This is a genomic window from Burkholderia sp. B21-005 (genome assembly GCF_020843965.1).
GTDB classification, from domain to species: Bacteria; Pseudomonadota; Gammaproteobacteria; order Burkholderiales; family Burkholderiaceae; genus Burkholderia; species Burkholderia ambifaria.
Window position 1 is genome coordinate 880,918 of record NZ_CP086303.1, and the last position, 17,751, is coordinate 898,668.

The 17,751-nt window shown below is 65.9% G+C and carries 16 protein-coding genes and 2 pseudogenes; 3 read left to right on the forward strand and 15 right to left on the reverse strand.

Annotated elements, in window-relative coordinates; all coding sequences use genetic code 11:
* Positions 1-34: 34 nt before the first annotated feature.
* The 4 genes and pseudogenes from LMA02_RS34435 to LMA02_RS34450 form a co-directional block, all read right to left on the reverse strand.
* A complete protein-coding gene (locus tag LMA02_RS34435; protein WP_228910335.1) occupies positions 35-1,222 on the reverse strand; it encodes a YncE family protein in 1,188 nt (395 codons plus the stop codon).
* Positions 1,223-1,427: 205 nt separating this feature from the next.
* On the reverse strand, positions 1,428-2,687 hold the full coding sequence (locus tag LMA02_RS34440) for a saccharopine dehydrogenase family protein (protein ID WP_228910336.1): 1,260 nt from the start codon (positions 2,685-2,687) through the stop codon (positions 1,428-1,430).
* Between the two features lie 25 nt (positions 2,688-2,712).
* Positions 2,713-3,617, reverse strand: a pseudogene (locus tag LMA02_RS34445) (acetoacetate decarboxylase).
* 216 nt (positions 3,618-3,833) lie between these two features.
* On the reverse strand, positions 3,834-4,664 hold the full coding sequence (locus LMA02_RS34450) for an SDR family oxidoreductase (RefSeq protein ID WP_228910337.1): 831 nt from the start codon (positions 4,662-4,664) through the stop codon (positions 3,834-3,836).
* 109 nt (positions 4,665-4,773) lie between these two features.
* Here LMA02_RS34450 and LMA02_RS34455 point away from each other — a divergent pair, with 109 nt between their 5' ends.
* The gene (locus LMA02_RS34455) at positions 4,774-5,727 is read left to right on the forward strand and encodes an AraC family transcriptional regulator (protein WP_228910338.1); all 954 of its coding nucleotides are present in this window, start codon (positions 4,774-4,776) and stop codon (positions 5,725-5,727) included.
* A 147-nt stretch (positions 5,728-5,874) separates the two neighbouring features.
* Here LMA02_RS34455 and LMA02_RS34460 read toward each other — a convergent pair whose 3' ends face one another.
* From LMA02_RS34460 to LMA02_RS34480, 5 genes are all read right to left on the reverse strand, one after another.
* Positions 5,875-7,122 (reverse strand): MFS transporter, encoded by a 1,248-nt coding sequence (locus tag LMA02_RS34460; RefSeq protein WP_228910339.1) that lies wholly within the window; start codon positions 7,120-7,122, stop codon positions 5,875-5,877.
* A 264-nt stretch (positions 7,123-7,386) separates the two neighbouring features.
* Positions 7,387-7,716, reverse strand: a complete 330-nt coding sequence (locus LMA02_RS34465) for an H-NS family nucleoid-associated regulatory protein (protein ID WP_006750598.1) — start codon at positions 7,714-7,716, stop codon at positions 7,387-7,389.
* Positions 7,717-8,079: 363 nt separating this feature from the next.
* On the reverse strand, positions 8,080-9,429 hold the full coding sequence (locus tag LMA02_RS34470; protein WP_228910340.1) for a reverse transcriptase family protein: 1,350 nt from the start codon (positions 9,427-9,429) through the stop codon (positions 8,080-8,082).
* A gap of 424 nt (positions 9,430-9,853) precedes the next feature.
* Entirely contained in the window at positions 9,854-10,804 is a 951-nt protein-coding gene (locus tag LMA02_RS34475) for a dTDP-4-dehydrorhamnose reductase family protein (protein WP_228910341.1), read from the reverse strand.
* Between the two features lie 161 nt (positions 10,805-10,965).
* Positions 10,966-11,379, reverse strand: coding sequence for a DoxX family protein (locus LMA02_RS34480; protein WP_011660963.1), 414 nt, complete (start codon positions 11,377-11,379; stop codon positions 10,966-10,968).
* A 299-nt stretch (positions 11,380-11,678) separates the two neighbouring features.
* On the opposite strand from LMA02_RS34480, the pseudogene LMA02_RS34485 reads away from it, so the two are divergent.
* Positions 11,679-12,154, forward strand: a pseudogene (locus tag LMA02_RS34485) (error-prone DNA polymerase); the annotation flags it as partial.
* Positions 12,155-12,460: 306 nt separating this feature from the next.
* On the opposite strand, the gene LMA02_RS34490 reads toward LMA02_RS34485, so the two are convergent.
* From LMA02_RS34490 to LMA02_RS34515, 6 genes are all read right to left on the reverse strand, one after another.
* On the reverse strand, positions 12,461-12,760 hold the full coding sequence (locus LMA02_RS34490) for a type II toxin-antitoxin system RelE/ParE family toxin (protein WP_228910342.1): 300 nt from the start codon (positions 12,758-12,760) through the stop codon (positions 12,461-12,463).
* The gene (locus LMA02_RS34495) at positions 12,750-12,995 is read right to left on the reverse strand and encodes a type II toxin-antitoxin system ParD family antitoxin (RefSeq protein WP_175662181.1); all 246 of its coding nucleotides are present in this window, start codon (positions 12,993-12,995) and stop codon (positions 12,750-12,752) included. Before LMA02_RS34495 ends, LMA02_RS34490 begins: the two co-directional genes overlap by 11 nt.
* Before the next feature lie 319 nt (positions 12,996-13,314).
* Positions 13,315-13,797, reverse strand: coding sequence for a hypothetical protein (locus tag LMA02_RS34500; protein ID WP_175676112.1), 483 nt, complete (start codon positions 13,795-13,797; stop codon positions 13,315-13,317).
* Between the two features lie 268 nt (positions 13,798-14,065).
* On the reverse strand, positions 14,066-14,524 hold the full coding sequence (locus LMA02_RS34505; protein WP_228910343.1) for an MEKHLA domain-containing protein: 459 nt from the start codon (positions 14,522-14,524) through the stop codon (positions 14,066-14,068).
* Between the two features lie 241 nt (positions 14,525-14,765).
* Complete coding sequence (locus LMA02_RS34510; protein WP_228910954.1) at positions 14,766-15,791, reverse strand: lysozyme inhibitor LprI family protein; 1,026 nt, start codon at positions 15,789-15,791, stop codon at positions 14,766-14,768.
* 206 nt (positions 15,792-15,997) lie between these two features.
* On the reverse strand, positions 15,998-16,882 hold the full coding sequence (locus LMA02_RS34515) for a LysR family transcriptional regulator (protein ID WP_166721721.1): 885 nt from the start codon (positions 16,880-16,882) through the stop codon (positions 15,998-16,000).
* A 127-nt stretch (positions 16,883-17,009) separates the two neighbouring features.
* Here LMA02_RS34515 and LMA02_RS34520 point away from each other — a divergent pair, with 127 nt between their 5' ends.
* Positions 17,010-17,735: a pirin family protein gene (locus LMA02_RS34520; RefSeq protein WP_228910344.1), complete on the forward strand. Its 726-nt coding sequence runs from the start codon at positions 17,010-17,012 to the stop codon at positions 17,733-17,735.
* The last annotated feature ends 16 nt before the right edge of the window (positions 17,736-17,751 follow it).

Consider the following 17,751-nt stretch of genomic DNA (forward strand, 5'->3'; position numbering starts at 1 on the left):
CGGCGAACCGCGGCCGGCTCACCCGCGCCTCACGTCAGCGCGGCAACGTCCGCAACGACGACGGCCCGCCCGACAGCGCAATGCGCTTGCCCGTATCGCGCAGCTGGCCGCCTTCCACCGCATACAGCGCGAGCTGCCGCTCGACGTTGAACTGCACGATCACGTGCCGGCTGTCGGCGGTAAATACGATGCCCTGCGCGGCTTCGCCGCCCGGCACTTCACTCGTCTGCACCGCGCGGCCGTTGCGGATCTCGAACAGCACGACCTTGCCGAGCTTGTGGCGGCCCGGGTTGTCGGGCGTGAGGTTCGTGCCGTCCATCGCCTGCACGGCGATCCACTTGCCATTCGGCGAGATCGCGACGCCTTCCGGCAGCGATGGCACGTTCAGGTACTGAACCGTGCGGAACGGCGTGCGCGACACGTCGATCAGCGCGACCGAATCGGCATCGCCCGCGAGCGTGCCCGTATAGCCCGGCAGCCCCGCGAGCCCGACGTTGCTGACGACGGCCCAGTGATTGTCGCTCGACACGTCGATCGTGTAAGGCGCGACGCCCGTGCTCAGCCGCGTGCCGCTGTCGGTCACCTTGCCGTCGTCGACGTTCAGCACCGCGACGCCCTGCTCGTCGCGCAGCGACACGAGTGCATGCTTGCCGTCGTGCGTGAAGCTGATCCCGGCGAGCCGCTTCTTGCCGATCTTCAGGTTGCCGTCGAGCGTCACCTGCGTGCCGTCGATCCGCAGGATCGACACGCTGCCGTCGACGTTCGCTACGAGCGCGAGGCGACCCGACCGGTCGATCGCGATCCCCTGCGGGTGCGCGCCGAGGTCGATGCGCGTGATCGCCGCTGGCGACGCATCAAGATTCACAACCTGCAGGAACGTGTCGTACACGAGCTGCTTCGCGCTCGGGTCGTAACGCGTCGGCGCGCCGACCAGCGCGAGTTTCGCGTCGGGCGTGATCGCGACGGCCTGCGGCGGCCCCTGGATGCCGTTCTCGACGTCGACCTGAAGCGCGACCTTCGGCGGGAACACGCTCGCGTCGAGCAGCGTCAGCGTGTCGGCGGGCGGCGATGCGGGAAAGGTGTCGCGCCCTTCGACGCGCTGGTACTTGCCGTCGTTGCCGGACACGATCCAGTCGGCCGCGTGCGCGGCGACGGCGGTGGTGGCAAGCGTCAGCGCGGCGAGCAGACGGGCGCGACGAAGGCGAAAAGGATTCGAATGCATGACGGACGGTTCTCCGGATCGGTTGCGGACGCAAGGAATCGCACGACCCCGCTGCTCGACGGGTCGATGCCATCGCATCATGCACTAAAGCGCGCGAAATCGGCGTTTTGCGCCAGCCGCGGACAATCCGCCCAAGCACGGATGCGTTCTGCATCGATCGCGACCGATCGCACTGCCCACACCGCGCGTCCGACGCACGCTCGGCTCACGCATCCGGCAGCAGTTCGAAACGCAACCCGGCATGCCGCTCGAGACGTTCGATGAAGCGCGCATCGAACATCGTCGCGGGCGTCCAGAAGCCGCCGCCGCGCCCGGTCTTCACACCGTCGCGGGTGCAATCGAGCGCAAGGCTGAGCGCCGCCTGTCCGAGCATCTTGCCGGTCGAGCCGTAACCGGGATCGCGATCGCCGGTGACTTTCACGCGCAGCGTCCGCCCGTCGTCGGCTCGACCGAAGAAGCGCAGGTCGTAGCGGCCGGCCAGCTGCGCCGCGACGCTCGGCCCCTCGCCGGGCTTCGGCAGCAGGAAGCGCTCCATCAGGCCGCGCACCGGCGGGATGAGCACGCCCGCCATGAACGCGCCGAGGCCGGCCACCATCGTCAGCGCGGCGAGGCGGCCCTTCAGGCCCGTGCCCGTGATGACCGCCTCGTCATAGGCGAACCGGCTACCGTATGCGTCGTCCGCGAGCGCGTTCGAGCGATGCACGACGCGCTCGTTGACGGCCGCCATCACGAACGGCGCGATCCACGTGCCGCCGTCGCGATCGAATTCCGCCGACCGGACCGCGTGCTGCCGCACCGTGAAGCGATGATCCGCCGGGCACAGCGCATACGGATCGAGCAGTTCGCGGCGCAACGCAGGATCGGCCGCGGCTTCGCGCACGACGTTGATCACGCTTGCGACCGTTCCGCCCGACGCACCGCCCTTCAGCGTCTTCACGCGCATCTTCACCTGCGTGGCCGGCACGCCCCACTGCCGCCGTGCGTGCTGCTGCAGGAACAGCACGCCGATGTCCGACGGCACCGAATCGAAACCGCAGCAATGCACGATGCGTGCGCCCGATTGCCGGGCTGCCGGCTCATACCGTTCGATCATCCGCTTGATCCACTGCGTCTCGCCGGTCAGATCGCAGTAATCCGTGCCGGTTTGCGCGCAGATCCGGACCAGCGGTTCGCCATACAGCGCGTATGGACCAACGGTCGACACGACGACGCGCGTGCGCGCGCACAACGCCTGCAATTGCGTGTCGTCGGCCGCATCGGCGACGATCATCGGCAGCGTCTGCCAAGCGGCGCCGAGTGCCTCCCTGACATGCCGGAGCTTCGCCTCGGAGCGGCCGGCGATCGCCCAGCGTAGCGTTTCGCCGCTGCCCGACAGGTATTCGGACAGGTAGCGCGTCAGGATCTGCCCGACGAAGCTGGTGGCACCGAATACGACGAGATCGAGATCATGGGTCGGCTGGGTCATCGACGCTTCCTTTGAAAGGGGTTGGCTAACGGCAGCCGGGCTCATCGAACGCCTTCAATGGCGTCGGCAGGTTCAGCACGAGCTGCGCATCCTTGACCACGTCGAACCGCACGATGGTGGACACGCCCAGCCCGTCGAGCAGCTGGCTCAGCGGGCCGCCATGCCGCACCAGCTCGACGCCGCGCGGCAACACACGCTGCGCGAACGATAGCGTATGGGTCTGCACCGAACTCTGGTGCCATACGCCGTCGACGAGATTGATCATGATATTCGTGCCCATGCGCGACTGGGAAGGCACATCGGTCAGCGCGGGCGTCGGCGCGTTCAGCGTCAGGTCGGGCCGACCGTCCGGCCCGGCAATTCGCGCGCTGACGCGTGCGCCGATGCGCATGTCGATATCGGCGAGCCATTTGGGCAACTGATAGCCGCGCACCCGCGCGATTTCCGTCGTGACGGGCAGCGCCAGCACGTGCGCGAAGAAGCTGCGGCGCCGCATCGCGTCAAGGAGTTCGAGCGGATGCGAGCCGCGTGCGCCCGGTCGGCGAATCACCACCGCGACGGACACCTCGTCATACGGGTCGTTGTCGCAGACCGAATACGAAAAGAACGTCAGCGCGACCAGGCCGTAGCCGGAAACCGCCCGCAGCGGTTCGAGCGGCACCGGCAGCATGGTGCGCAGGCGTTCGAGCGGCGCGAGAAACAGCAGCTGGATGCTGCTGGAGCGATAGTAGAAGTTCGGCGCCCAGGTCGGCCCCACGCGCGACGCGACCTGACGCTTCGGAATCCGACGGAAAAAATCGATGTTGCCCGCGGCGGGATCGCGGGCCACCTCGCGAGATCCGGATTCATCCGGAACCGGTCGTAGTACCCGCCTTCGGGCACGTCGACCGTGTGCGGCCCGAATTCGACCTGTGTAAAGCGCCTGTCCATGTGCGTTGCCTCTCGTTGCAGATAGGTCGTGGCGGGCAACCTTCGCGGCTTGCCGGTTCCTGCCGTCAACAGGCACTCTAAGATTCAACCCGACTTCAAGGTCAAGGCCCTGACTCGTGCATGGAGACACTATCGAAGCGGGCGCGCCTGCCGCATGAGCCGGTGGTCCCCGGCCATCGGCACATCTCGCGGAGCAATCGCACAAGGACGCATGCTTCAGGCCCAGTGCGACTTGAACTCCCGCGCATACTGCTCGAAACGAATGGGCGCCTTCCCGGTGATACGCCGTACCTCGTCAGTGATGTGCGCGGCATGACCGGCCTTGAATTCCTGCAGGAGGACCAGAAGCAGTTCCGTGTAGTCCGCCGACAGGCCCGCGTTCAGCAGTCCATCACGCATCTCGTCTTCGGCGATATCGGTATAGGCGATCGTGCGCCCCGTCACCTTCGAGAGAATCTCGGCCACCTGCGCATGGTCCAGTGCCTCGGCACCGGTCAGGTCGTGCGCCGTGCTCAAGAAGTCGTCGCTGCTCAGCAACCGCGCAGCCACCGCCGCGACATCGCGCGTGTCGATAAAGCTTCCCTTCGCGGTTCCCGCGGGCACGAAGATCTGGCCTTCGGTCTGGATGCCATGCAGCCAGTAGGTATGGAAGTTCTGCATGAACCAATTCGGCCGGATCGCGTTCCAGGCCATACCCGAGCGCTCCAGATGCAATTCCGCCCGACGCAGCGGGATGTTGTCGTCGGCGTCGACACCGAGGGCCGAAAGAAGCAGCACCTTGCGTACGCCCGCTGACCTGGCTGCGTCGATGGCGGGAATCAGCAATTCGTCATGGTTGGCGAAACCGGGAGGCGGCATCAGGAACAGTTGATCGGCACCCGCGAGCGCCTGCGTCAATCCCGCACCGGTCGCCAGATTGACCAGGATTTCGCCGGGCCGCGACGCTCGGCCGGTAGCACGGCGCACGTCCTGACCTTGGGCAGAGAGTTGAGACGACAGCGCGGAGCCAATTTGGCCGCTGGCGCCGATTACGAGCGTGGTGGTCATTGAAAACGCCTTGGAGACGGTTGGAGAGCCTGCAGTGTGCCCACGGGGAAAACGGACTAACATGCATGCAAGTCCAAAATTCATGTCCAAGCGTCTTCGAAATTTCTAAATGGACCTCCTTTCAGACATTCTTCATGTGGCCGGACTGCAGGGCCGCCTGCTCGACATGCACGCGCTTGCGCCCGGTGACGCGCTGCGATTTCCCTGCGAGCGTAGCTTCGGCCTGCATATCGTGACGCGTGGCCAAGCCTTCGTACACGCGCCCGAACTCGATGAGCCACTCGCACTACAGGCGGGGGATATGGCGCTCATGGCGCGCGGCAGCGTTCACCTGCTCTCGGTCGATCGTGAGCCGCCCGCATGCAGTAGTGCCATACCCGTCGTGGACTTCGTAGGCGCCGAGCGCAGACCCGTGCCTGCGCCCGGTAGCACGCTGGTCATCTCTGCCGCCTATCAACTCTGGCACGCGCCACTGCATCCATTCCTGCGAAGCCTGTCGCCATGGTTCGTCATCCGCGGCAACACACTGCAGCAACCTTCGGCACTACCACTGACCCTCGGTTTGCTCGATCGCGAACTCGGCGATCAGGCGCTGGGCGCAACCTCGGCCACGCATGGCCTGCTGGATGCACTGTTCGTCTTCGCGCTGCGCGAGATCGCTGAGCGAGCGAACCCGTCGGGCGCGCCAGGCTGGCAACACGCGATTGCCGACCGGTCCATCCGCCAGGCACTCACGCTCATGCACGGCAACCTCAGCCATGGCTGGACGCTGGAAGAACTCGCCCAACAAACCGGCCTGTCGCGCTCGGCTCTGGCCGAACGCTTCCGCAATGCACTGGGCGACACTCCGCTCAACCATTTGCGTACCCTGCGCATGCAAAAGGCCATGCAGTTGCTCTCCGACACCCAACAGTCACTGGAGCAAATTGCGCAGGCCGTGGGTTATCAGGATGCGTTCGGTTTTTCTAAAGTGTTCAAGCGATCCACCGGTCAATCGCCGAGCCAATTTCGCAAGCAGGACGCGTTGGAGAAACTGACCTCCGAGCGTTTCCAGCCGGACTGAGCGCTCGAGCGGAGGCATAGGCCCCGATCCCCTCGCGCGCTCGACGCTCTGCTCTATCCGCGTATGACCGGGCCCGCGAAGATGATCGGGAATCTCGGAAGCCGGGTCGCATAACGATGACCGTGCGCCCCCGACCGCCGCCCATCGTCATTCGAGTTCGACGCCCTTGAGCTCGGGGATCAGGAACAGCGTCGCGACCATGTCGAGCACGTAGAGGCCGGCGAGCAGCGCGATCGCCGTCTGGAACGAGTAGCGCGCGGCCAGCGCGCCGACCGCCACCGGCCCGAAGCCGCCGACCGCGCGGCCGATATTCCACAGCACGTTCTGCGCGGTCGCGCGCGCGGCGGTCGGATAGCCCTCCGACATCAGCGTCCCGTAGCCGCCGACCATCCCGTTGACGAACATCCCCATCAGCGCGCCGGCCCACAGCATCGCCGTCGGGTCCGACAGCCGCGCATACGCGACGACCGTCACGACCGAGCCGAGCTGGTACAGCAGAAACGTCGGCTTGCGGCCGAACCGATCGGCGAGTTGCCCGAACGTCCAGACGCCGATCATCATCCCGACGACGGTCGCCGCCGTCCACAGCCCCGACTTCGTCAGCGAAAAGCCCATCTGTTTCGACAGGAAGGTCGGCAGCCAGATCATGATCCCGTAGTAGCCGAAGTTCTGGACCGAGCACAGGATCACGATGCCGAGACTCGTGCGCGCGGTGCGGGCGTCGGCGACGAGCATCCGGAACGCATTGGCGCGCGGCTGCGTCGCGCGCTGCACGAAGACTTCCGGCTCGTGCAGCCGGTTGCGCAGCACCCACGCGAGCAGCGCGGGCAGCACGCCAACCACGAACATCCCGCGCCAGCCGATCTGGAGCAGCAGCAGCGGCGTCAGCAGCGCGGCCAGCAGCACGCCGGTCTGCCAGCCGAGCGCGACGTAGCACGACACGCGCGCCCGCTTGCTCGCCGGCCACGCTTCGGCCGCGAGCGCCATGCCGATCCCGAACTCGCCGCCGAGGCCGATGCCCGCGATGGTCCGGTAGACGAGCAGATCGTGGAAGCCTTGCGCGAACGCGCACAGGCCGGTGAAGACCGCGAACAGCATGATCGTCCAGGTCAGCACCCGCACGCGGCCGTAGCGGTCGCTCAGGGCACCGAACAGAATGCCGCCCGCGACGGCGCCGATCAGCGTCCACGTGACGAGCGCGCCGCCCTGCCCGGGCGTGAGCTGCAGCGCCGCCGTGATCGCGGGCAGCATGAAGCCGAGGATCAGCAGGTCGAAGCCGTCCATCGCGTAGCCGATCGCCGAGCCGGCCAGCGCCTTCCACGCGTACGACCCGACCTGCTCCGCGCGCGGCGCCGCCGGATCGCCGAGCGCCGAAGATTTCATGTTTGCCGCCATGGTGTCCTGCCGGAAATGTCCGGGCGACATTCTAAAGCCTGTTCTGGGGCAAGACGGACCGACGGACGTGCGCACGCAGAAAGCGCCGCGCGCGCCCGCTTCCGGGAACGGAAACGGGCAGCGGCGGTAATGAATTTGAAAGATATCGAAGCCGGAGATCCCGCAATCAGGCGGGACACCGAAGAAAGGGATGAAGCGGGTGTGGCGCGGCCGGCGTCGCCGCCGGCGCGGGTCGAACGGCACCTTGGCGGTGCCGGTGCGGCATCAGCCCTGGTCGTCCCCAGGCCACCAGGTTCTGGCCTCGCGGTCGACGAGCAGCGTGTCGAGATCCTTGCCTTCGAGCCATTTGGGTCGCGGGCCGCGGCCCGACCATGAGCGGCCGGTCGTCGGATCGTAATACTTGGCAGGCGCCTTGCGTTTGCGCTGGACGATGTAGCCGAGGGCGCTCAGCACTTCCTGCTGCGTGATGCCCAACAACTCGACCTGCTCCTTGAATGCCGCGAGTGCGGCTTGCTTCTCCTTCTGCTTGGCGTCCGACAACTTGATGTTCAGGTCCCGAAGTTGTGCTTCGAGTTCCTGCAGGGCCTGGGTCATGTATTCATCCTCTTTGGGTATGTTTTTATTCAAAAAACCTCCGATGGCCGAACCTATCACGAAGTTCCGCCAATCTGTGTTGCGATGTGTGAATTCGCCCGGACCTGCAACGCTTTCGCAGTATGCCGCAGGCAACGCGATCGTCGAAAGCCGCATGGCATCGGCACGCAACACGGGGCGCGTCGCGTTCGAACGCGACGCGCGCCGTCGGTGGCGACCTCCTCGCCACCGGGCGCCGTACCCTTGCACGGGCGCGGCATGGCGCGAATGATAGCAGTGCACATCCCTCGTGTTTGCGGACTTTTGCGGCCCGGCGCACCCCGGGCTTCGCCCGCCCGCGAGCGTCGGCGCCGGCGCGGCGATTTACGCGCCGGAACTGCACCCGCCCCACGCGATCCGTGCGAACAGCGCATGCAGCTTCGCGCCGCGCGCGGCGTTCAGCGCGCGTGCATGGGCGACGCGTCCGGCCAGGTATGCGCGGAAATCCGGGTGCGCGGCACGATTCTGCGATGCCGGTCCGTGGCGGATGCAGTTGGTCAGGATGGCCTTCAGGACATCGAACTCGTCGCGCGCGAGATTCGGATGACGATTGACGACCACACCGGCCAGTTGCTGCCGCACGCCGCGCCGCATCACGCGCGTCTTGCGCAACTGCAGCGCGAAACCTTCCTCGAGCGCGATCGCGGCGACCCGCGCCTGCAGCCGCCCGGCCTCCCGCGCCAGTGCGCCGCCGCCCGAGAACGCGAGATCGTCCGCATAGCGCGTGTAGGTCGCGTCGAGTGAACGCGCGAGCGCGGCGAGCCGCATGTCGAGGCGGAACGCGCACAGGTTCGCCAGCGCCGGCGAGGTCGGCGCGCCCTGCGGCAGGTGGCGGTTGCGGTAGCGCTGGCGGCCGGTCCAATCGAACCGGTCGCGCAGGTCGGGCTCGAGCAGCCGCGCCGACGGCACGCGGTTGGTGCACAGCGCGGTGAGCGTGCGCGCGACTTCCGCCGGATAGCCGAGCGTCATGAACAACGCATGAACCCGCGCCGCGCGCACCGACACGAAGAAATCCGCGAGATCGAAACGGACGACGACGTCGCGATCCGCATGCGGCGCCGCGAACGACACGATCCCGCGTCCCTTGCGAAAGCCATGCGTCGCGTCGTGCGGCGGGATGCGATCGAGCAGCCCGTGCAGGATGCGGCGCTGCGCTTCACGCAACCGGCCCTTCGGGATCTCGATCAGGCGGCAGCCGCCGCGACGCTTGTCGTAGCCGGCATACGTGTAGTGATGCAGCGGCGAGTCGCTGCCGCGCGCGTCGATGCGCCAGCGCTCGGACAACCAGTCGAGCTCGGGCGCACTCACGCCGAGCCAGCGTGCCAGGTCGCCGCACGTCGGCCATTGCGGCACGTCGGCGCCGGCGAGCCGCGCCGGCAATGGCCGCTGCACCGGCGGCCGGCGCACGATGCGCATCACGACCGGCCGATCACGGCCGTACCACGCGATCATGAACGCGGACGTATCGGCCAGCGCGCTGGCGAGCAGATCGGTATCGACGTCGGCCCAGTGCGTGCCGAAGTGCGCGATCGCGTGATCCACGAGCTCATGCGACCACGACGGTGCGGCGCCGAGCACGGTCGCGACGCGCTCGAGCACGCCGCCACGTTCGGGCGGGCCGGCCAGCATCGCTTCGGCAATCATGCGGGCTGTATCGAACCGGGATGCGTGCATGGCAAGGAATGGGCGGGACGATGAGTCAACGTGACAGGTGCTGCGAGAGCCGTCGTTGCGCAACGCGCAACCTGCGCTCTTGCGACGCATCGGGGTGTCGATCTCATCCACGGGGTAGCCCCGTGGTCCTGGAACATCGGCTGCCTGTTCCGGGGGGTGTGCTTGACCCACCGCCCCGCGACGCGACTTTAATGGCCGCGCGCGCGGGGTGTCAAATGGCGGCTCGCGCGGCGCTCATGCCCGTCACGCGAAAAACTCGCCGAACGGTATCGGCGACACGCGGACGCCGACCATGTCGTTCAGCATCGTCGCTCAGGCCGCGTGTGCGATCGAGGCCGGTACGAAGACGTGTCCGCATGGGCCCGCTCTTGCTCCGCGGGTTGTTCGAATGCGTCAGCGCATCGGCGAGCCTGACGCGCCGTATTTACGGAAGCGGCAGCGGCGGCGCGTTGCGCAACACGGTTTGCAGCCCGGTCGCGAACGGTGTCGCATGCTCGATCCCGAGCGCGCGCACACGCGCCGCATCCAGATGGCAATCGTACGGACGCGGCGTCGCATCGGCCGGCGTGTCGATCCGCGCGAGCGCTGCGTCGATGCCGAGCGCGGCCACGATCCGCTGCGCGATGTCGTACTTCGTCATCGGTTCCTCGCCCGACCAATGCCGGATGCCGGTGACGGGCGAACCCGCGAGATGGCGCAGCGTCAGGTCGCGGATGACCGCCGCGACGTCGGGCGTGTAGGTCGGATAGCGGATCGCCCACGCGTCCATGCCGACCGGGTCCGCGCCCGGTCGTGCGGACGCGACGATCGCCGGCACGAGGCTCGTGACGGCCGACTCGCGCCAGTCGACGATCGGACCGTAGAGCAACGGCAGGCGCAGCACGCAGGCAAGCGGCGACGCGGCGAGCAACGCGGCCTCGCCTTCCAGCTTGGTGCGGCCGTAGATGTTCAGCGGGTTCGGCGCGGCGTCTTCGCGGTACGGCGCGGCCTTGCCATCGAACACGTAGTCGGTGGAAATGCCGAGCGTCCACGCGCCGTAGCGCGCGGCGAGTGCGCCGATGCGGGCCGGCGCGTCGACGTTGATCGCGCGTGCAGCCGCGGGGTCGCGTTCGCAGACGTCCGGGCGCCGCTCGGCGGCGCAGATGATCACGGCGGCCGGTCGCCGGGTGTCGAACAGGTGTTCGAGCGCCGGCTGATCGAGGACGTCGAGTCGCGCGATATTTTCCGGCGGCAACGCGAGGCGGCGTGCGCCCGCGGTGTCCGGGTTCCGGATGGTGGCGACCTGCGTCAGCGACGATACGCGGGACAGCGAAGCGGCAACCGCACGGCCGAGCAGGCCGGACGCGCCGATGAGAAGGATAGTCGGGTGCGACACGGTAGCCAACGACGAAAGGGGATGAGGGGCCCCAATCTATACGAGAACCGGCACCGATGTCGATTTCGGTCGCACGTCGACGACATGCGTGTGATGAAGCGAGGCCCGGTGCGCGATTGCGCGCACCGGGCCCGTCGTGCAGCACGAAGTCTCGCGCTCGCTTACTTCCGGTCGAACGAATACCGCCCCGGCCCGGTGACCGCGAGCAACAGCAGCCCGCCGATGATGCTGATGTTCTTGTAGAAGTTGATCATCGCGAGGTACTGGTCCATGCCCTGCAGTGCCCAGTAGCGATGCCCGATCAACGCGGTCGCGAGCGTATAGACCGCGAACACCAGCGCGAGCGGACGCGTGTAGAACCCGACCGCGATCAGCGCGCCGCCGACCAGCTCGACCGCCACCGCGATCACCGCCGACAGCTCGGGCGACGGCGCCCCCGTCGACGCCATGTACGCGACCGTGCCCGAGAAGCCGTTCAGCTTCTGCCAGCCGAACAGCACGAACAGGATCATCATCAGCACGCGACCCGCCAGCAGCAGCTCGTCCTTCTTCGAATCCAGCGAAACGTAACGCATAGCAATCACCTTGAATGGATGGTTTGACGCATTCGGTGCCGACATCCGCCGCAACGGCGAACCCAAAGATCGACAACGAACCCTCCTCGCACGATCGAACCGCGGGCCGGTCGGCCCGCTGCCGAAGAATCCGTCCGGTCGTGCCGTCCTGGCACGCTGCGGATCGGTTCTGGCGAAGCACGGGTGCAGTCTACTGTCTCACCGGAAATCATCAATCCTTCTAAACAAGATTAGTTGTCTCGCTTGAGTGGACAATTGTCACGTAACAAACGCGTCGTACGCGCCGAGGGAGCATCGCAAATCTACTGCGCGGCACCGAGCGCGACGACGCGGTGCCGGCGCTGCCGCAAGCATCGGAGGGCAAGGAGATTGTCACCGACTATCGCGCGATGGGCTTCACCCTCGGCCGGCATCCGCTGGCGCTGCTGCGCGATCGGCTGGCTCTTGATCGCCTACAGTCGGCCGAGCAGCTGCAGCCGTTGCGTAGCGGCCAGCTCGCGCGCTTGCGGACTGGTCGCGGTACGGCAGCGGCCGGGCACGGCGAACGGCGTGCTGTTGATGACGCTCGAGGACGAGACTGACCAGATCAACGTGATCCTCTGGCCCGGTCTGCTGGAGAAGTTTCGGAAGGAAGCGCTCGGCGCTGCGCTGCTCGCCGTCTATGGCGTATGGGAGGCCGAAAGTAAAGTGCGGCAGGCATCTGATGGCTAGCAAGCTCGTCGACCGGACCGAACTCCTCGCGGCGCTGCCGACGACTGCACGGCAGTTTTGCTGAAAAGACTCGCGGGTGTCCCAAGTTTGAATAGCCTGCAGCGTCACCGTATCGGGGACCGGCACGGTGCTCGGTGGTGGCGAACTCGTCGCCATCTTGGTTGCCCATCACACTACCGTTCTTTTCCCGGCCACGCGCCGGCTGTCGGGTGCTTCACGCCATCGCGGCGATCTGACTGGTTCCGACGCCACGACCTTACAGGGGCCAGATGGATTCGTCACCTCGAGCACCGTTAATGTGAGCAGGCCCCGCCCTAAGCGGATCGACCGGCGTTTTCGCGCGTCACGGCCCGTGGCAGGTCGGCGTCCTCTACAGGTGCCGGTCCACGTCCATGCGTTGATGCAATACCCGAATCACGTCCAGGCTCTCGGCCGTTTCCCGATAGAACACCACGTGGGAACCGACCATGTAGCGCCAATAGCCGTTGCCCGCACGACTCGGTCGCCCTCTCCACTCGCGCCGCGCGAGACGCTCGAACGCCGAGGCGAGCTCGCCCACATAGTGCTCGGCCTGCTCAAGCGACCAGCGTTCGAAGGTGTAGGTCCAGATATCCTCGAGATCGGCCTCGGCCAGCGGCGTCAGCCGCACCAGACGCGCCTCAATCGGCATGCTTTTTCCGCATCCGCTCCAAGAACGCCTGGCTGTCAAAGGCAGTCGGCTCGCCCGAGGCCTCGCCGGCCTTCAAGGCCTCCTGCAGGGCCCGCAACTCGGTTTCCTGCGTTTCGAGCAGGCGCAGCCCCGCCCGCACCACGTCGCTGGCCGAGCCATAGCGACCGGACGCGACCTGCGTGTCGACAAACTGCGTCAGGTGGTCTCCCAGCGAGATTGAAGTGTTCCGTGCCATCGTGCACCCCCTCATGATGGCACCATCATATACCAAATTTTGGTATCGCCCATTGGTCCCGCGGCATCGACGGATCTGCCATGAGGCGTTATCGGATGCAGCATTTCTGGCCTCCTGAGTGCCAGCCGGCGTCGACCATGAAAAACCCGGCGGAAGCCGGGTTGTGAGATACGTGACCGTAGGTGGTACGGGCTATTTCGCAGAACCGCTCAGCCACGCTAGCACTACGGTGCTGGCCGCTCGCCGGTCGGCTCCGCGCGCCGCGATCTGTGTCACTCCGGCAGCGTGGGCGAGCGGCAGTCAGGCGGTCCGATCGCCCTCAGGCGGGCGGCCACGGCGAAAGCACGCTGTCCCAGTACTCGAACGTCAGTTTGCCGGCGACTTCGTCACCGACGTAATCCAACGTATAAGCGGTGGCCAGGCTCAGCACGCCTTGGTCGGTGCCGTTGTCGTCGACCACCCAGGTCCTGGCCTTATCCAGCGTAACAATCGATACCTGGGTGCCCTGGCCGAGCGCGGTCTTGGTAAACGAGAAGCGCGCGTGATTGAGGGTATTGTCATCCGGCGGCTCAACCGCTGAATATGGGATCAATTTCGTCGGATCGTCCAGGCTTTGCATGATCCAGTTGCCCTCCACATCGCTAAATACCCCCATCGTCGGATTCATGGTGAACATGCAGAACGCATCCGGTGTGTCTTTGCACGCCACGTAACAATCTCGACCGTAGAAGCTAGTAACCAGCGATATCCACTTTTTGTTGTACACCGACCTGAACGCAATGCCCTGCAGAGACGATCCCATGCTTGCCACTCCTCGTAATGATCAGTAATCGGCAACACGCTCCGCCGCGGACGTGGGCTCTTTTCTAACGCGAGCGCGGAGAAGACTCGGCCCTCGATTGCCGAACGCTCAATATAGATGATTCGGCGCGAATTCATATGACGAAAACCGCGTCTTCAGCTTGCTTGGTTACGTTAATGCGCAAGGCCGTGTCCCACGTGGTAGCCCAAGATGTCGATCCAGGCGTCACACTGGCCAAGGTTCAGGACTCGCGTCAGCGTCGCGGAAACTAACCAATGGCGCGCACCTCCGGAATCATCGCTGCCTGACCGCAGTAATTCCCGGCCGGATCGGTGAGTTGCCACACCGTCGCGTGATCGATCCAGAAGCGTGTGCCGGACTTCGTGATGCGTATCCCGCGATATCCCGACACGAAGCCGTCTCGCGCCACTTGCTCGAGAAACGACTGGCGTTCGCTTCGCTCCATCGGCTCCGCGGAGAACCGTGAAGGCAGTGCCGTCAGTTCATCCCAGTCATATCCGAAAATGGCCTGCGCGCGCCTGTTGCCGTAGACGAACACGGGGTCCACCGCTACATCGTGCGCGAGAATCCCGAAAGGCGCTTCCTCGTACAGCCATCTCGCGGCTTCGGACGTGCTCATCCCGGCGGGAACGAGGGACTTGTCGAGCAGTCGCTGGTAGCTGTCCGCAAGGACGCGGAAGAAGTGAACGTCGATGGGCGATGACATTGCAGAAAGCTCCGGAGAAGGATGTCGAACGACAATGGTATGACGATTCCAGGCGCACCATCATATTGCTCGCGACCCGCCGCCGTCGTCCGATCAGGATGCCCTCTGCCGGTGCCGGCGACATGTTGCGCGGGACAAATTCAATTGCCACTTGGAAAAACCGAACGGGCAAGAAAAGCCATAAAAAGCTCGATTTACCAACAGTCAGCCAACACGTGTATCGGCCCGCCGTCCCGCCCGATCACATCAGGTCGATCGGAAGCGTCTTGTCGAGCTTGTCATGCCACGCGCGAATGGTCTTCGGCACGGTCTTTTTCCACGCCGGCACGTTCGAGTAGTAGCGCATCCGCACCTGGTCATGCGCATCGAACACGAGCAGCCCGATCCACAGATCGGTGCCCCGATGCATCACGATCGCGGCGTTCGTCGTCGCGATGCCGCGCACCCAGTACGCCGTCGCGTTCGCATTCAGGCCGTCGAGATCCTTCTCGTCCGCGCTGACGTTGATCATGTCGACGAGCGTCTGATAGTCGGCGCCGAGCAGCTTGTGCGCGACCGCGTTCTGCCGCGCGTCGGTCAGCACCTTCAGGGTCACGAGATCCGCCGGCGGACGCGCCTGCGCCTCCGATGCCGTCACGTAGTCGCCCGCATACGTCACGCCGGAACCGGCGCCGCAATCAACATCGCCGCCCTGCTGCGCGACCTGCATGCGTCCACCCTTGCGGCTGAAATCGAGCCGGCATCGATCCTGGCGAAACGTGCCGCGGTCGCCGTGCAGCTCGATATCGCCGCTGAGTCCGCCGGTATTCGCACCGTTGTTGCCGCTCAGTTCGAAGTGAAGACGCGGCGCCGTGCCGGTGAACGTCAGTACGCTGGCGAACGACGGGTTGTCGCTGTCGCGATACCACGTCTGCTGCCAGCGGTCGGCTGCAAGCGAAGCGCCATTCAGGCTCGCGAGCCGCTCGCGATAGCGATCGCCGACGCACAACACGTCGTTGCCGCACCGGTCGCGCTGCTTGAGCCATTGCAACTGCGCGGCCTTCAGCGCGGCCGTATCGCCGCCTTTCGCAAGCGCCTTCTTCCACGCCGCGGCCAGCTGACCGTCGAGTGACGACAGCCCGGGATCCGCGCAGATCGCCTTCTCGGTCGGCGAAGCGGCTTTCGTGCAGTCGAAGCCGGCCGCGTGCGCGGCAATCGGCGCTATCGTCAGGACTGCCAAGATCATCGCGGATCGCAGGTTCGCGCGCCGCGCATGCCGGCCGTGCATCACGGTTTGCCCTCGCTCGCCGGCGCGAGCATTCGATCGGTTTTTCATTGTCATTGGACTCGTCGTGGATCGCAGCGAGTAGAAGCTACGTGCTCGATGCGACGTGAGGTAAAAACGCCCGGCCCGGCATGCACTGCGGACCGTCGGCCCCGTCGAAGCCTAACGCGAATGCACGCCGCCGATCAATCGCGCCCGCCCCCCGCCCTCTACCTCCGCACGCCCAGCCGCTCCGCCAGAAATCCGATGAACGTGCGCAGCGTGACGAACCCTTCCCGATGCTGCGGAAACACCGCGTTCAGCGTGATCGGCGACGGCGCATACGCGTCGAGCACCGGCACGAGCGCGCCGCTGTCGAGCGCCGCGCCGACGATGAAATGCGGCAGCAGCGCGATGCCGAGCCCCGCGATCGCCGCATCGCGCACGACTTCGCCGTTGTTCGCGACGAGCGGCCCCTGCACGTCGAACGTGCGCGCCGCCCCGTCGATCCGGAATTCCCAGCCGACGCGCCGCTCGCGGCCGTACAGCAGGCACGTGTGCCCGGCGAGATCGGCCGGCGTTTCGGGCGTGCCCTGCCGCTTCAGGTAAGCGGGGCTCGCGCACGCGATCATCTTCCACGCACCGAGCGGGCGCGCGATCAGCGTCGAATCCTCGAGCGCGCCGATCCGCAGCACGAGGTCGAAGCCCTCGCCGATGAGATCGACGCGCCGGTCGGTCAGGTCGAGGTTCAGCCGCACGGCCGGATGCGCGGCCAGGAATTCGGCGATCAGCGGCGACACGTGCGTGATTCCGAACGACAGCGGCGCGCTGATCTTCAGCGAGCCGTGCAGTTCGGTGCTGCGCACCGACATCGCCTGCTCGGCGTCGGCGACCTCGGCGAGGATCCGCTGCGCGCGCGCATAGAACTCCTGCCCCGATTCCGTTACCGCGAGATTGCGCGTGTTGCGATGCAGGAGCCGCACGCCGAGCGACGCCTCCAGCGCCATCGTGCGCCGGCTCACGAACTGCTTGGACAGCATCAGTTGGTCGGCCGCCGCCGTGAAGCTGCCCGCATCGACGGTCGACACGAAGATCCTGAGGTCGTTGAGTTCCATATTGTCCACCTGAAAGTGACAGTCATTATCTCCACAACCATTTATTTGTCAAATCGATTGACCTAAGATTCATCTCAACGAACGGCCGGGCCCACTTTCGAGGTCCGGCGACATCCAGGACAAAATCATGATCGAGACTCGTGCAGCAAACCAACGTGGCCAAGCCGAGCATGGCTGGCTCAGCTCCCGTCACACGTTTTCGTTCGCGAACTACTACGATCCGAAGCAAGTCGGCTTCTCCGACCTGCTGGTGATCAACGACGACCGCGTCGCACCGGGCCGCGGCTTCGGCACGCACCCGCACCGCGACATGGAAATCCTGTCGTACGTGCTCGACGGTGCGCTGGAGCACAAGGATTCGATGGGCACCGGGTCGGTGATCGTGCCGGGCGACGTCCAGTTGATGAGCGCGGGTACCGGCGTGCGTCACAGCGAGTTCAACCACTCGCACGAAACGCCCGTCCACTTCCTGCAGATCTGGGTCGGACCGTCCGAGAAGGGCGCCGAGCCGCGCTATCAGCAGACGAATGTCGCGGAGGCCGACAAGCGCGGCAGGCTCACGCCGATCGTGTCGCCCGACGGTAACGGCGGTTCGCTGAAGATCCGCCAGGACACGCGGATCTACGCGGGCCTGTTCGACGGCGACGAGCGCGCCACGCTCGAACTGGCACCGGGCCGCTTCGCCTACGTGCATGTCGCACGCGGCAGCGTGACGGTCAACGGGGTGACGCTCGGCGAAGGTGACGGCGCACGCATCCGCGACGAACAGGCGCTGACGTTCGCCGACGGCAAGGATGCCGAGGTGCTGGTATTCGACCTGCGCCCGGTCGAAGTGACGGCCGAGTGGGCGTGACACCCGTTCGGAAAAC